17 protein-coding genes are annotated in these 15,457 nt (G+C 41.0%); 9 read left to right on the top strand and 8 right to left on the bottom strand.

What is annotated here, in order from left to right; all coding sequences use genetic code 11:
- Window positions 1-174: 174 nt before the first annotated feature.
- From TY15_RS07870 to TY15_RS07860, 3 genes are all read right to left on the bottom strand, one after another.
- Window positions 175-768 (bottom strand): hypothetical protein, encoded by a 594-nt coding sequence (locus TY15_RS07870; protein WP_040203486.1) that lies wholly within the window; start codon window positions 766-768, stop codon window positions 175-177.
- A 26-nt stretch (window positions 769-794) separates the two neighbouring features.
- Window positions 795-1,880: an NAD(P)H-dependent flavin oxidoreductase gene (locus TY15_RS07865; protein WP_040203484.1), complete on the bottom strand. Its 1,086-nt coding sequence runs from the start codon at window positions 1,878-1,880 to the stop codon at window positions 795-797.
- A gap of 140 nt (window positions 1,881-2,020) precedes the next feature.
- Complete coding sequence (locus TY15_RS07860; RefSeq protein WP_040203482.1) at window positions 2,021-2,416, bottom strand: YybH family protein; 396 nt, start codon at window positions 2,414-2,416, stop codon at window positions 2,021-2,023.
- A 348-nt stretch (window positions 2,417-2,764) separates the two neighbouring features.
- Here TY15_RS07860 and TY15_RS07855 point away from each other — a divergent pair, with 348 nt between their 5' ends.
- Entirely contained in the window at window positions 2,765-3,085 is a 321-nt protein-coding gene (locus tag TY15_RS07855; protein ID WP_040203480.1) for a hypothetical protein, read from the top strand.
- 77 nt (window positions 3,086-3,162) lie between these two features.
- Here TY15_RS07855 and TY15_RS07850 read toward each other — a convergent pair whose 3' ends face one another.
- The 4 genes from TY15_RS07850 to TY15_RS25295 all read right to left on the bottom strand — a co-directional run bounded on the left by TY15_RS07850 (window position 3,163) and on the right by TY15_RS25295 (window position 4,961).
- Complete coding sequence (locus TY15_RS07850; RefSeq protein WP_040203478.1) at window positions 3,163-3,708, bottom strand: GNAT family N-acetyltransferase; 546 nt, start codon at window positions 3,706-3,708, stop codon at window positions 3,163-3,165.
- 23 nt (window positions 3,709-3,731) lie between these two features.
- Window positions 3,732-4,058: an antibiotic biosynthesis monooxygenase family protein gene (locus tag TY15_RS07845; protein WP_040203476.1), complete on the bottom strand. Its 327-nt coding sequence runs from the start codon at window positions 4,056-4,058 to the stop codon at window positions 3,732-3,734.
- 62 nt (window positions 4,059-4,120) lie between these two features.
- Window positions 4,121-4,540: a GNAT family N-acetyltransferase gene (locus TY15_RS07840; RefSeq protein WP_040203475.1), complete on the bottom strand. Its 420-nt coding sequence runs from the start codon at window positions 4,538-4,540 to the stop codon at window positions 4,121-4,123.
- A gap of 13 nt (window positions 4,541-4,553) precedes the next feature.
- Window positions 4,554-4,961: a CBO0543 family protein gene (locus TY15_RS25295; protein ID WP_040203635.1), complete on the bottom strand. Its 408-nt coding sequence runs from the start codon at window positions 4,959-4,961 to the stop codon at window positions 4,554-4,556.
- A gap of 258 nt (window positions 4,962-5,219) precedes the next feature.
- On the opposite strand from TY15_RS25295, the gene TY15_RS07830 reads away from it, so the two are divergent.
- The 7 genes from TY15_RS07830 to TY15_RS07800 all read left to right on the top strand — a co-directional run bounded on the left by TY15_RS07830 (window position 5,220) and on the right by TY15_RS07800 (window position 12,121).
- Window positions 5,220-5,483 (top strand): hypothetical protein, encoded by a 264-nt coding sequence (locus tag TY15_RS07830; RefSeq protein ID WP_040203474.1) that lies wholly within the window; start codon window positions 5,220-5,222, stop codon window positions 5,481-5,483.
- Between the two features lie 398 nt (window positions 5,484-5,881).
- Entirely contained in the window at window positions 5,882-6,643 is a 762-nt protein-coding gene (locus TY15_RS07825) for an SDR family oxidoreductase (RefSeq protein ID WP_040203472.1), read from the top strand.
- A 98-nt stretch (window positions 6,644-6,741) separates the two neighbouring features.
- The gene (locus tag TY15_RS07820) at window positions 6,742-7,269 is read left to right on the top strand and encodes an ECF transporter S component (RefSeq protein ID WP_040203471.1); all 528 of its coding nucleotides are present in this window, start codon (window positions 6,742-6,744) and stop codon (window positions 7,267-7,269) included.
- Window positions 7,270-7,921: 652 nt separating this feature from the next.
- Window positions 7,922-8,824 carry a heme o synthase gene (gene cyoE / locus TY15_RS07815; protein ID WP_096911829.1) on the top strand — a complete coding sequence of 301 codons (903 nt, stop codon included), beginning with the start codon at window positions 7,922-7,924 and terminating at the stop codon, window positions 8,822-8,824.
- Between the two features lie 338 nt (window positions 8,825-9,162).
- Entirely contained in the window at window positions 9,163-10,545 is a 1,383-nt protein-coding gene (gene hemG, locus TY15_RS07810) for a protoporphyrinogen oxidase (RefSeq protein ID WP_040203466.1), read from the top strand.
- Window positions 10,546-10,750: 205 nt separating this feature from the next.
- On the top strand, window positions 10,751-11,482 hold the full coding sequence (locus TY15_RS07805) for a DUF4230 domain-containing protein (protein WP_040203465.1): 732 nt from the start codon (window positions 10,751-10,753) through the stop codon (window positions 11,480-11,482).
- 192 nt (window positions 11,483-11,674) lie between these two features.
- Window positions 11,675-12,121, top strand: coding sequence for a GNAT family N-acetyltransferase (locus TY15_RS07800; RefSeq protein ID WP_040203464.1), 447 nt, complete (start codon window positions 11,675-11,677; stop codon window positions 12,119-12,121).
- A 1,121-nt stretch (window positions 12,122-13,242) separates the two neighbouring features.
- On the opposite strand, the gene TY15_RS07795 is transcribed toward TY15_RS07800, so the two are convergent.
- Window positions 13,243-13,806: a TetR/AcrR family transcriptional regulator gene (locus TY15_RS07795; protein WP_040203462.1), complete on the bottom strand. Its 564-nt coding sequence runs from the start codon at window positions 13,804-13,806 to the stop codon at window positions 13,243-13,245.
- A 195-nt stretch (window positions 13,807-14,001) separates the two neighbouring features.
- On the opposite strand from TY15_RS07795, the gene TY15_RS07790 reads away from it, so the two are divergent.
- The gene (locus tag TY15_RS07790) at window positions 14,002-15,450 is read left to right on the top strand and encodes a DHA2 family efflux MFS transporter permease subunit (RefSeq protein WP_040203461.1); all 1,449 of its coding nucleotides are present in this window, start codon (window positions 14,002-14,004) and stop codon (window positions 15,448-15,450) included.
- The last annotated feature ends 7 nt before the right edge of the window (window positions 15,451-15,457 follow it).

Raw genomic sequence — 15,457 nt, 5'->3', positions numbered from 1 at the left:
AAAGAGGGTCAAAACATCCTATTTAGAAGAGAGTGAGTATGATCTCAAAAATGAATCGTATCACAAGTAAGTAGGTTTTATATAAATCAGGAATTTGAATTCCTAATAAAGAAACTCGCCAATTATGATGAAGTGAACCCTCTACTTTAGACAGCAATCGTCTTTTTTGCAAACTTACTCGATAGACATGCGAATCTCTAGACCTGTCGGCTGATCACACAAATGGTCGCTAAACTCTTTAAACACGAGTTCCAGTCCTGCAATATCATCCGGGACTGGCGGGGAAACAACGAAATTATAGGTGTAATGCCCCGTAGATCCTCCTCCACGATCCATCCGGCAATCATAACCTTCCCCTATAGTTAATTCGAAATGGTGGTTATGATGCCCTTGGAATGGTACTTCCTCTATCTCATCCCAATCAATATGCAGCTGGATCACACTGGCATTCTCGTATTGACGAATAACGGTTAGCGAATAGATACGTTCATCAACTTCAACGGATTTCACAACCTGTAGATACTTTCTAAATCCAGACGGCTCGACACGAGTTTTAAAGAACTTCTCCATCCTCATGGTCCCGAATAAAGCTTGTAAATACTCTTCAAACAATCCGTATTTCGCAGCCCAGGTAGCAATCATCTCATCAGATGGAGAACCTGGATGGTTTGCAAGCTCTTTCCTCTTCTTTAATAAAGCACAAATTTGTTCGTCAAGAGGGAGAAGCTGTTCATCGTAATCGTTGGCCGGGCGTTCAATCCGTTTCATGTTTTTCCTCCTCGTTATTGATAATATTAATTCTTAAAATTTCTTATGATTTTTTTAGCCTCAGAAAGAATATTTTTTATTAATGTTTCTACTGTTTGATTTTTGGCTAATCTTGGACTTTGACCGGACCAAAGTGACATATAATCTAGATTTTTTTGTGAAGTAGCAGCTCTTCTAATCGATTGCGTGAGTGTATTCTGAATAGGGAAATCCGGTAGAGACGTTTCATGTTTTTGCATGTCTAACATGAATTTATTTTTAATGCCCCTTGCCCATTTACCAGAAAATGCACGAGTGAAAATCGTCTCGTCTTCGGTAGTTTTACAGATTGCTTCTTTATATACTCTTGGTGCTCCGCTTTCCGTACAAGTTAAGAAAGCTGTTCCCATTTGTACCCCCTTCGCTCCCAAGCAAATAGAAGCCATTAATCCTCTTCCATCCATAATTCCTCCAGCAGCGATTACAGGAATACTTACATGATCCACAACCTGTGGAATCAGCGACATTAATCCTACTAAGCTCTCCTGAAACCCACCAATAAAGTTCCCCCGATGTCCTCCAGCTTCACTCCCTTGAACAACAACAAGATCCATTCCCTTTTCTTCAATAGCAACTGCTTCCTGAACAGTTGTAGCTGTTCCTATTAAAATAATATTATGTTTTTTTAGCAAAGCGATAATTTCCTTCGTAGGGACACCGAATGTAAATGAGCAAACGGGCACCTTTTCCTCGATGACAACCATAATCTGTTCTTTTAATGTTTCATAAGCATCATTAGAATGAGGAATTTTCAAGGGTTCATTTGGTTGTACGTTCAATTGATCACGGAATGGCTGTAATATCTGGTTAGCTAATTCCATTTCATTCTCTGTTACATTAAATTCGTTAGGAACAAATAGATTTATTCCAAAGTTATTTGATGTTAACCGCTTGATTTCCCTTATTTGTTCACGTATTTGAATAGGGGTCATGTAGCCTGCCCCAACCATTCCTAAGCATCCAGAATTGGAAACCTGCGCCACTAATTCCGCTGTCGTTACTCCTCCCGCCATTGGAGCCTGCACGATCGGATACTCTATATGCAAAAATTCCGTCAATTCATTACGCAACATAAATTCCACCTCGGTTTCTGCTAAACAATTTACACCTGTAACTATTCCTGTTATTTAATTCGATCCCATTAAAAGTTTTAACCAATTGTCTTTCCTGTCTCGAGCCAGGAATACGCTCATGAATGGGTGTAAGGGGCACGTTATTCCTGCTGATTGATTAAGTCGGTTCCATAGGAGTTATCGATGGCACAAAGCCATTGGCCTTGTGCATTTTTCTTAAACACATAAGTTGCCCTTCGATCCATCGAATATTCCGATTCTGTCCCATCAGTAGCAAGGAGTGTCTGCGAAATCACTAACACCGTGTCTCCTGCCTCTAAAAAAATCATTTCACCCTGTGTTGGGACGAGACTGTTTTTGAAATATTTTGCAATAGCAATAAAGGCCTTTTTGATTTCCGCTTTCCCTCGTGCGATCATTCCAGGCTTGACAACTAAAACAGCATCATCCGTATAGTAATTCATCAGTGTATCAAAATCTTCCTGTTTAATGGCAGTGTCACACTTCTTGATGATCTCTTTTAATTCATGCTCCATCCTTTTTCCCTCCGAAGATTAAATTAGGTTAACGGCGTTTTTATATAATCATAGGGGACTAGCGTATTTTTGTAAATATCTGTTAACTAAATATTAAACATTGATACCTCCCCACCTCGAAAAAACAGGAAGCCTTTTCATTTTTAAAGGGATGCCTGTTATTTGCATCACACCTTCCATCGATCAGCAAATGTACAATCGTAGTAGGTTCACCAATCGAAAGGAGGGGACAATGGGGATTTTCGAGGAGTAGCGATGGCATCCAGTCTAAAAATCCCGATTAGTTTGGTTACTTAAAGCAAGCGAATCTTAGTAGGAATTTTTCAAAAAAGGTAGGAGGGTATTCGATTGATACAAATACTGGTTTTTATTCTCACCATTATTGCCTTAGTTTTACTAAGTATTTTCACTGTTGGACTGATGGAGTTGTATAAGCTCGAAAAAGAAGTGAGAAATAATCTAGTCAGAGAGGGTATGCTTGGTTATTTAGACGAGATATTTGGTATGGGCGCAGCCAAAATCTTCAAAACGATCCTCGATGCAGAAGGCAATCACAGATATTTAGTGTATTTGCCACAATACGCTTGGTTTAAATCGCCAAAATACCAATGGTTTGAAGTGTACGAAACCGATAATGGCTTTGTTCATAGTGAAGTAGCAGGTTATTAACAAGTTTGCACCACAGAAAAAATGGCTTGGAGCGAGTCCTCCAGCCATTTTGGTCTTTTTGTGCATTCTCAGGTCAACTAATATCTACATCTTCCCATCAAGATGGTATGATAGTATTTTCCATCAGATAGCTGTTTGTCGTTTTTTAACAAACCTTCCACCTCAAACCCATTGTTCTGGTAAAGCTGGATAGCCTTCTCATTGGTCTCGAGCACACTTAAGATCATCTTCTTGATGCCATTTGCATCTGCCCACTGAATCGATTCCTTTAACAGATTTTTTCCAATCCCTAATCCCCAATAGGCCTTCAGTACACAAACGCCAAATTCTACCTTATGGGCCGTTCGCTTCAATTTGTTGCCTTCACATCTTGAAAAACCAACCGTTCTTCCATTCACTTCTGCCACCAAAAATAGGTTTCTAGCATTTTCAGTGTCTTCCTTTATGAGCTGTTTAAAACCCACTTCATCTATAAACGCCTCACCACTCTCACGATCAAGATTTTCTGTTTCACCATCAATTTGGACTCGTATCTCTGACAAGGTTCTCGCATCGGTTTCGACTGCAGACCTTATCATATAATCGACTTGACGGACATGATATTCTTTTGGAGTTACTCTCATTTGCATGCCCCTTTTTCACTCAATTAGATTTCAAAATAGCTATGTCGTTCGACTCGGGCAACCCTAAGTGAAAATTTTTGATACCACTCCGTTTTCCCCTTATTTTGGGCAACTTGATGGGCGGCATGGTTCTTCCAGTTTTTAATGGCATCTAACGAGTCCCAATAAGAAACGGTGATACCCAAATCTTTGTCTCTAGCACTCTCGAACCCTAGAAATCCCTTTTGCTTGGCAGCCAGTTCGACCATTTTGTCAGACATAGCTCCGTATCCGTTATCCCCTTCTGTTCGTTCTGAAGCAAAAATCACCGCATAATAAGGCGGTTCAGGCGTTTTGGCGATTCCACTCATCTTCGTCCCCTCCCATTTTTGATTGCTAAAAACCTGGATTGGGGGTCAGGCCCCTTAATGATTTATTCTAAATACTCATTTGCTAGATGGGGATTTAGGTATCTTGCCATTCCTGTTTTGAGCTTCTTGAATCCTAGTTTCTGATAAAAGCCCTCATTTCCACTAGTAGAGATGAGATGGACACACGAGACATCAGCCAGTTGGTCAAGCAGATGCTCTATAATCTGTTTCGCAATCCCCTGCTTTTGAAAATCTGGATGGACAACCACGTCATAGATGGCCGCATTAAAAACTCCATCTGTCTGCGCTCTTCCAAAACCGACCACTCGGTCATTTACAGTGACCAATGCTACGACATTACTAGCCTCGAATACTTGCTTGATAATCTCTTTTGTATGTCGAGTCCAGCCAACAGAACTATATATTTCCTTCATTTCTTCGAGATTTCCCATTGAGAAATCACTATGTATTTTGTATTCCATTCCAAACCCTCCCCTATGATCTATTGATTCGAGAAAGCCACCTAATCAATTTTAAATTTAGCACGGCAATAATAAGAATTGGAGGATAGCACAAGGCAGAATAAATGATTGACCATTCTCTGTAATACAAAAGACCACTTTTAAGGGCAAGAAAATCATAAATTAATGAAATAATTGACCATAATATAAGATAACGAATTTTACTAACGAATTTTCCTCCAAAAGGAAAACCATTAAGAAAGAGCATACTAAAGGGCGGGAGAATCCCCACCAAGACCAAACCCATTTGATAATCTGCTCCTTTATTAAAATAGCCATACAAATCTAGCCGCAGGTCAAGATAAACATCTACAAGAGAGTTAAATAAGATGGCAAAGATTGAAGTGGTGTACAATTCTGAAAGAGAAAGTTTCTTTGGCATTAACAGAACTAAGGAATACAGGGTTAAGGCAGAAATCAGAACAAAAATGTAGGGCATTTACCTCACTCTTTCAACTCAAAGTTCCTTCCAACATGCATGATAAACATACTATACGCCAACATGGTATAGACCTCCTCTCATTTTATACAAACTACTTTCTTTATATACAAGATTTTCATTAGATGCAGCTCTATCCTTAGAATAAAAAGGGATTCGCATCATATCTTAAAGCAAGGACAAGATTGGAGGAAATTCACCTTGTTTAAAATCGTGGGGATTGCTCTCATACTCTTTCTAGCTATAGCCCTTGTCATCGTCATTTTGATCATCCATAAACGGCGGGTCACAGAAATTCTTTCCATTCATACTTTTTTAGGAAACAGCTCTTATCAACTTCTTCATCATGAACCAATGGAAGAGAAGATCTCCTTTCTAGAGAAAATGAAAAAATTCTTTGATGAACATGATCATGGTGGGAATGGAGATATCGATGATGATGGTGGTGACGATGGAGGCGAATAGGTATAAGCAGGTCCAGTATGAATGAGTACTAAAGGGAGCTAATCTAAGCTCCTTTTCTTCTACCACTTTATTCATAAAAAACAATTCCTGAGCTAAAGTTCCTCACACTGACAGCAATGAGCAGCTTTATTAAATAGCTGATACTTACATATTCTACAAACAAAACCAATAAACCTCCCTCTCTCCTTCAAGCGAAAAAGGCAACAATTTTACGCAAAAGCCCTTTTGGATGGTTTCCACCCTACATAGGTAATTTATGAAAACTAGAACATCTCAAAATCAAATAGAAAAACGGAGAGTGAGCAATACATTCACGTCTTAGCTTGCGTTTCGTTTAATATTAATCCAGAAAAGTCATAATATAGTAAGTGAAAAAAGAATGGAAAAGAGGAACTATAATGAAACTTTCAGGAAATACAATACTGATTACTGGCGGAAGTGCTGGAATCGGGCTAGCTTTTGCAGAACGGTTTATCAAAGCTGGAAATCATGTCATCGTTTGCGGGCGACGTGAAAATGCACTTCAAAATGCGAAAGAAAGCTTCCCTAGTCTTATTACTCGTGTATGTGATTTGGCCATTGAATCCGAGCGGATTGCATTGTTTGATTGGGTAACAGCGAACTATCCAGAAGTGAATGTGTTAGTGAACAATGCCGGGATTCAACAACGGTTTCATGTGTTAAAAGCGGATGCAAATAACGATTGGAGCTATTTCAATAAAGAAATCATTGCAAATATTGAAGCACCCTTCCATCTTTCCATGCTGTTTGCTCCATTTTTTGCAAAAAAAGAAGAGGCTGCAATCATGAACGTAACATCTGGATTAGCCTTTACACCGATGGCGATCGCGCCGATTTATTCTGCTACAAAAGCGGCACTTCACTCTTTTACCGTGAGTTTAAGACACCAACTTTCTGATACGTCGATAGAAGTCATTGAAGTTGCTCCGCCGGCAGTCAATACAGATTTAGGTGGAGCAGGATTACACACACAAGGAGAACCATTAGATGCCTTCGCAGATGGAATTTTTAAAGGATTAGAAGAAGGTAAAATCGAGATTGGATATGGAACCTCCGTGAATCGCTTACGCATGTCACGAGATGAGGTCGACGAACACGTAGAAAATATGTACAAAGCAATGAAAAACACCATTGAATAACATTTTACCAATTCTGTTTTACAATAATAATTAATATTACGTATTTATTAAGTATATGATTGTATGATATTATTTTAAAAAACAGAAGAGGTTATCATATGAATTCAACATTATCTTCAACAGGAATATCGAAAACTAAAGCCATTGTCATCAATGCCCTTTTCATCGCCTTAACCCTTGTAGCTACAATGTTCATCAACATACGGCTCCCCATCATGGGTAACGGAGGTCTAATCCACCTGGGTAACGTACCTCTTTTTATAGCAGCCATGGTGTACGGAAAGAAAACAGGATTCGTCGCAGGTGCGTTTGGAATGGGCCTCTTCGACCTGATCTCTGGTTGGGCAGTATGGTCGCCCTTTACCTTTCTCATTGTAGGTGCAATGGGCTTTGCAGTCGGTCTTATTTCCGAAAAAGTACCCGGCAAAAGAGTCATTGTTAACTCTCTGGCAGTTGCATGTGCCCTAATCATAAAAGTTGTTGGCTACTATTTTGCCGAAGTGGCTCTTTATGGTAACTGGATCCAGCCAATCGGCTCTATCCCTGGAAACGTTATGCAGGTCGTAATAGCAGGTATAATTGTCGTACCTCTTGCCGGACGCTTAAAGAAAACACTAGACAGATAGAAAAATTTAACATTTCAAGATAAATCACGTAGAGAGGAGTATTCCTCTCTTTTTTTCAATTATTGAGTGAGTGCTTCACTGAGTTTGTAATCAAGCCCTTTAATTATAATTATTATAAAAAAGTATTGATTTTTTATTAATAAGTGTTATGATTTACTTATCAAAAACATTTTATTCTCTTTGGGTATCTGTTTATTAGCTTGATCTCTTGGAGAAGTAGCAATCAAGCAACTAATCTACCAAAAAGGAGTCGAAATGATGAAGACGACTAAAGAAGTTTGCCCCCAATGCGGCAGTCAAATTAGAATACTTAAACACAGTACCAAATGTCAATGTAGCAACAAGCTGACTACCATAAAATTGATTCACTAAGGCGGGGAAAATTCCTCGCCTATTTGATTTCATTGTGATCCGTTTCAAGAAGACGATTATTAGTTTTTTGAAATGTGACCATGGTTTGGGGCAACACCATGGTCGGGCACAATTATTCGGCAATATGACCGTGGACCTCAAAAATCTGCTTGGAAGAGCTCAATTAGTGATCTCGCTTGGTATCACTTTATTCATAAAGTACTAAACGAAATTGTTTTGGCGGTTCATTGATAAAGTGTACAATGATAATAGAAACGTGCGGAAGGGAAAGAAGGTAGTAATGAAAAAGAAGCATACACCACAGAAATCAACCATATTGGCACAAACCATTAAAACCGGAATTATCAAGGGAAACCTCATTCCTATGTTTGCTGGGCTATCATTATCACTGTATACCTATCAGATCGGCTTGTTCGAAAAAATACCAGAAATCATATTTGTGACGGTTGGGTCCATTTTAGTAATGGGCGCAGCTGGAGCCTTCAATAACTTATATGATCGCGATATTGATGCCATAATGGAGAGAACAAAAAATCGACCAACCGTGACAGGAGCAATCAAACCTCAGACCGTGCTATGGCTGGCAATCCTGATGGCGATTGTCGGAATAGGAGCTCTTGCCTTAACCACTCCTCTAGCAGCATTGCTAGGGTTTTTAGGTTTGTTTTTTTATACGGTCCCCTATACGATGTGGAGTAAGCGACGAACTATTTACAATACGGAAATTGGGAGTATCTCTGGCGCAGCGCCCCCCCTCATTGGATGGACGGCGATCCATCCAGACATCAACCATCCGGCGATTCTTGGCCTTTTTGTCATTGCCGTTCTTTGGCAAATGCCCCATTTCTATGCGATCGCCATTCGCCGCCATGAAGAGTATAAGGCTGCGAACGTTCCGATGCTTCCCGTCGTCAAAGGGGTTCAGAGAACTTATTTGCAAACGAATATTTATTTACTAGTGTTAATTGCTAGTAGTTTCCTATTGGGCTCTTTAAGCCTCATCCTTATGGTACTAGCTCTTCTTTTAAGTATTTTGTGGCTGCTCATCAGCATCGTCGAATCGAAAAAGGTGGATGCACAGAGATGGGCGAATACCATGTTTCTCTATTCCCTTCTCTATATGACAATTTTATTCTCAACCATTATCGCTTACTCACTACTCGGAATTATTTTACATTTTTAGTGATGGAAAAGACTGCTTTCGAGCAGTCTTCTTTATTTTTTCAAATGATTTGGAGAGGAATCAGACTTGGACTACCCGCCCTGACCTTGCCACCATGAGAATATCTCTTTGTATCCCACATTTTTTGTCAAAATAATCACAGATAAATCTACATTATTCCCCAGAAAATACTCTGTTTCTTTTAACATGACAAAATGCACTTTAATTTTTGACACTAATCAATACTTCAAGCTAATTTCAATAAAAAGATAAGCACTTCGACCAGCACGCGTTCCATTTACGAACTAGTTCAAAGGTATGGTACACTTGAAGTAACAAACATAGAAGAGGTGCCAGAAGTGAAAACAGTCGTAGTGATTGGTGGCGGGATTACAGGGTTATCCGCTCTGTATGAATTACAAAAATGGACAAAAACGAATAGCGTGGGGGTTAGGTTGGTTCTGACAGAAGCATCCAATCAACTTGGCGGAAAAATCCGCACCTTGACACAGAATGGATTTATGATGGAAGCGGGAGCGGATTCCATTGTGGCTCGTAAAATGGAGAGCATGTCCTTGATTGAAGAACTAGGTTTGGAACAGGATGTGGTCTACAATGCAACCGGCCGCTCGTTTATTTATATGGATGGCGAATTAAAGCCGATTCCAGAGGATGCCGTGTTCGGAATTCCGGCTAGTTTGGAATCATTAGCGACCAGTTCGCTCGTTTCCGCTGAGGGAAAAGTAGCGGCCTTGAAGGATTTTTATACCAAAAATGACTCGTTCACCAAAAACGATTCAATTGGTTCCTTTTTGGAATACTTTCTGGGAACAGAATTGGTGGAGAAGCAAATTGCCCCTGTCCTGTCCGGCGTCTATTCCGGCAGGCTTAGTGACCTAACGATCGCATCGACTCTGCCATATTTGATCGATTATAAAGAGAAATACGGAAGTATCATCAAAGGGCTTGAGGCTAATAAACAGCAATTTAAAGGCGGCGAGAGAAAGTTTCTTTCGTTTCAAAATGGCTTGAGCACGCTGATTGACGCCTTAGAGGCAAAGCTTGATACGGTGGAGATATTAAAAAATACAAAGGCCACTAAAATTGAAAAAGTGGACAGTCGTTATCATGTAGGGCTAGGCAACCAGGACATCATCGAAGCGGATTACGTCATCCTAAGTATCCCCCATACAGCGGCTGAAAGCTTACTCGATGATCCTAAGCTTCAGCACGAATTTTCCGGATTGAAAAACAGTTCGCTGATTAGTGTCTATGTGGGCTTCGACGTGCCAGATAGCATCCTACCCGCGGATGGGACGGGTTTTATAACCGCGAATACGGAGGAATTGACCTGCAACGCCTGTACCTGGACAAGCCGGAAATGGGAGCATACTTCGACATCCGGAAACCTGCTGGTTCGACTTTTTTATAAAAGCAGCCTGCCTTCATTTAGTTCATTAAAGGAAATGGATCAAGACGAACTGCTGGAGATAGCGCTTGGCGATATTCGCAAGAGCCTGGGGATTACTGCTGCGCCGATTGCTAGTGTGGTTACCAATTGGACAGATCAGATGCCCAATTATTTGATTACTCATCCGAAAAGTGTGGCGGCACTTGAAAGTAAATTGGCGGCCGACTACCCTGGAATCCTTCTTGCGGGTTGTTCTTATTATGGCGTGGGGATTCCTAACTGTATTGAGAACGGGGTAGAATCAGCAAGAAAGATTATGGATAGGTTCTAATGTAAAAAAGGATCGCTGTGTGTGGGCAGCGGTCCTTTTTTCGTTCCTTAAAAAAAACTAACATAAACTGGAACACGACGAAAAATGTCGAATTAAAGTATAATAGGTACATAGATACAAAATTAGCAAGCAACCTAAATCAAGATCGTACAAACAACTCAGGTTCAATCATAGAAAAGAGAGACTTACTAGAGGAGGAGATGTCATGGAAAAAGAAAAGACCATGTCGAAAAGTGAACTAGAGGACGTCATCCGCCAACTGCAGCAGGCACAAAAGCAAACAGCATCCACAATCGCCCTACAGCCCGCCCGCTCCTGGAAACTGCCCAGATTATTTTCAATCAAACCCTGGTTCATTGGAATCATCATGGGGATTGTCCTTACCCTAGCGGCTTGGTTCACTTGGCATAGTTACTTCCAAAAGGCGGAAACGATGAAAAGTGCAACTGCCGTAGAAAGCATTCAAAAGTTGGCCACCTTGACAACGGCCCAAGCCCATATGAAAACCATCATATCGAAAGAAGATAATAAATTATTCGGAAAAACAATCTCTTTTAATTTTCCAGGATCCAAAAGGACGTTATTTCTAGTGGTTCCAGGAGACGTAACTGCCGGGGTTGATGTAAAAGATGTCAAGCAGAAGGACGTTTCCGTCGATGCCGATGAGAAAATCATCAGCATTACATTACCACATGCCACGATTGGCCAAGACCCGTCGCTCGATTTTGACAATATTCAAACCTTTTCAACTGAAGGGCTTTTCCGCAGCGATGCTGATTGGGACGAAGGCTTCGAGCTAGCGGACCTTGCCAAGCAAAATATCAAAGATGAAGCGATCGATTCCGGCCTCTTAAAAACAGCAGAAGAAAATGCCGCGCTTGCCTTAAAAGACTTCTTTAAGAATCTAGGCTATACCGTGAACGTAACGTTTAAATAAGGTAGCCTCGCTTGCAGATTGACTAAGATATTCAAAATGGAATTCGACCCTTTGGTTGCTTGATCTTTCGGGGATAATAAAAGGGGCTATGAAGACCTAAATTCCTTTGCTTTTTTGAAAAAGGGTCTTCATCCTCATTATGAAGACCTAAACTTCTTTTTGTTTGGTAAAATGGTAGTGAGGAGTGATGAGATGGAATTTCGCAAAGCAACGTTTGATGATATCGATCAATTGATAGATTTAAGAAAAAGACAATTAGTCGATGAGGGGATCGAACCAAGCATCGACATCGATACCGAACTTGCCGACTTTTTTAAAAAGAAACTTACAGATGGCTCGTTAATGCAATGGCTCGTGGAAGATGGTGAAGAAGTCATCGCGTGTGGCGCCGTCCTGTTCTATGATTTCCCACCTTTGTATACCAATAAAAGTGGAAAAAAAGCATATATTACAAATATGTATACGAGAGATGATTACCGCGGCCGCGGCCTAGCTACAAAGCTGCTAGCCCTGTTAGTCGATGAAACAAAAGCGGCCGGAATCGCAAAAATCTGGCTTGGCGCGTCAAAATTAGGACGACCTGTCTATAAGAAGTTTGGGTTCACTGAAACGGATGAATGGCTGGAATTAGATGTGTAAGAAAGGAAAGCGCGGCTACTTTTACTGAAAAATAATTTTGACGGTAGATGTAGAGCCATTAGAAGACATGAGTAGTTACCGGTTTTTATTTTTTTCCTCTTTCACGGGCACTAGCCACCTCGACTAGTTACCGTTTTTTATTTTTTTCTTCGTTCACGGGCACTAATTGCCTCGACTAGTTACCGTTTTTTATCTTTTTCTTCGTTCACGGGCACTAGCAGCCTCTACTAGTTACCGTCTTTCATTTTTTTCTTCGTTCACGGGCATTAGCCGCCGCTACTAGTTACCGTCTTTCATTTTTTTCTTCGTTCACGGGCATTAACCGCCACTACTAGTTACCCTTTTTTATCTTTTTCTTCGTTCACGAGCACTGGCCGCCGCTACTAGTTACCGTTTTTTATTTTTTTCATCTCTCATGGGCACTAGCCGCCTCTACTAGTTACCCTTTTTTATCTTTTTCTTCGTTCACGGGCACTAGCCACCTCGACTAGTTCCCGTTTTTTATCTTTTTCTTCGTTCACGGGCATTAGCAACCTCGACTAGTTTCCGTTTTTTATCTTTTTCTTCGTTCACGGGCATTAGCCGCCGCTACTAGTTCCCCTTTTTTATCTTTTTCTTCGTTCACGGGCACTAGCCGCCGCTACTAGTTCCCCTTTTTTATTTTTTTCTTCGTTCACGAGCACTGGCCGCCTCTACTAGTTACCGTCTTTCATTTTTTTCTTCGTTCACGGGCATTAGCCGCCGCTACTAGTTCCCCTTTTTTATCTTTTTCTTCGTTCACGGGCACTAGCCGCCTCTACTAGTTACCGTCTTTCATTTTTTTCTTCGTTCACGGGCACTAGCCACCTCGACTAGTTACCGTCTTTTATCTTTTTCTTCGTTCACGGGCACTAGCCACCTCGACTAGTTACCGTCTTTCATTTTTTTCTTCGTTCACGGGCATTAGCCACCTCGACTAGTTCCCGTTTTTTATCTTTTTCTTCGTTCACGGGCACTAGCCGCCGCTACTAGTTACCGTCTTTTATCTTTTTCTTCGTTCACGGGCACTGGCCGCCGCTACTAGTTACCGTTTTTTATTTTTTTAATCGCTCATGGGCATTAGTCGTTTTCCATGCGAAGATCTATACCATTCGAACGATCTGTTTAGCCAAATAACTCGAGCTATAAGGCGTCCCCTCCGCTAGCCACCATGACACGATGCCGAGTGACGAAGAAACAATAATCTCATTAGGCACCTTAAACGAACGCCCCTTTGCCTTGCGGTCTTCTCCCCAGAGAGACACGATATCTAAAAGGATACCAAACACTCTTTTGCGAAATTCCTTATTCTCCAGCAACACTTGATAAAGACCGGCATTTTGGTGAATATGCTCTAGAAAAGAAATCAACCGCGACCCAGATGCTCGATTCCCCTTTCCAATCGACTGCTGATTCACAGGTGAAGGAGTGATCGTATTAGACATTTCCGCAAGCACCTCTTCGATAATTTGTTCCATTAAATCCTCTATATCACGATAATGCAAATAGAAGGTGGCCCGGTTTAATTCGGCTCGATCCGCGATACTTTGCACAGTCAATTTACTTTTATCAACATTCTCTTCGAGCAATGAAATCAGTGCTTCCTTAAACATCCTCTTCGTTCGGATAATTCGGGGATCCACCTTACTATTCTTATTGCTAGACATTTTATCCATCCTTTGACTATAATTTGGCACTTTTACGACAAACAATTAACACATCGTCAATTAGTCAACAGATATTTCAAAAGTGTAAATGGTTTTATTACCACTTACATGATAGTATCAATTTTATTGACACCGTATCAATTAGTTAACTCATTGTCAATTTGCTAATGGATGAAAGGAAAGTGAAAATAGATTATGGATCAATCAAATCAACAAGTTAAACGAGGACTCCTTCTTTTCGTCCTCCTCTTAGGCTCATTTTTATCCGTCCTAAATCAGACGATCTTAAATGTAGCTTTACCCGATTTAATGAAGGAATTTGCGATTTCCGCGACAACCGTTCAATGGTTATCGACTGGCTTTATGTTGGTAAATGGGATTTTAATTCCTGCGACTGCCTTTTTAATGAAACGATTTACCACTCGGCAGCTGTTCATCAGTTCGATGCTGTTATTGTTAGTAGGTACGTTACTTAACGCGATTGCCCCAAACTTTCCCATTTTATTAACAGGTCGATTGATTCAAGCAGCCGGAGCCGGTATTATTATGCCGCTATTAATGATGGTGGTCCTTGTGGTATTTCCTGAAGAAGGCCGTGGAACGGCGATGGGCATGATTGGACTTGTGATCGTCTTCGCACCAGCCATTGGTCCGACGCTCGCAGGACTCATTATCGAACATTTCTCATGGCGTTGGCTATTTTTCGGTATGTTACCACTTGTCGCTATCGTTATTGCATTTGCTTTCAAATATTTAGTCAATGTCTCAGAAACCTCCAAGCCAACACTCGATTTCACCAGTATTCTTCTTTCTACCATCGGATTCGGCGGGGTCCTTTATGGGTTTAGCAGTGCCGGGAGCAAAGGCTGGGGGAGCACTGTGGTGTTGACCTTTTTAGCTATTGGTGTTATTTTTCTAATCCTGTTCTGCTGGCGTCAGCTTACATCAAAAGAACCTTTGCTCAATCTTCGCGTTTTCTCGAATAAGATGTTCACGATGAGTTCGATCATTAGTATTTTGGTAACGATGATCATGTATAGCGATATGATTTTACTTCCAATTTATTTGCAGTCCAGTCGTGGATTCACCGTTCTTGATACTGGCTTACTGCTATTGCCCGGTGCCTTATTAAATGCGTTGATGTCACCTATATCTGGTCGCTTATTCGACAAATTCGGGGCAAAGCCACTTGCTATTATTGGTCTCATTTTTATTATCCCTGCAATATGGGGAGTGACCGATTTGAGTGAAACGACGACCTATACTTATTTAATGTGGAGGACCATCATCTTACGAATTGGGATTAGTTTCTTAACGATGCCGATCAATGCTGCGGGACTCAATGCCCTTCCAAAACAATTAAATGCTCATGGTTCAGCGGTTACGAACACCGTACGCCAAGTAGCAGGCGCAATTGGAACGGCACTGGTGATCACAATCATGACGAACAGCTCAACGCATCAGGCGGAACTGTTGATGAAATCTGGCAATGTGCAGTCCAAGGCTCAATTGATAACAGAGGCGTCTATCCATGGTACCAGTTCTGCTTATATGTTTATCGCCATTGTCGGGATCCTAGCCCTCATTGTGACACTCTTCATGCCTAGTAAAAAGGCAGCCCAGCAAGAGACTACCTCGGCATAGCAGCTCA

It is taken from the genome of Neobacillus jeddahensis (assembly GCF_000612625.1).
In the GTDB taxonomy this organism is placed as follows: domain Bacteria; phylum Bacillota; class Bacilli; order Bacillales; family Cytobacillaceae; genus Neobacillus; species Neobacillus jeddahensis.
The sequence above is the reverse complement of the archived record's forward strand: the minus strand, read 5'-3'. Positions and strand labels throughout refer to the sequence as shown.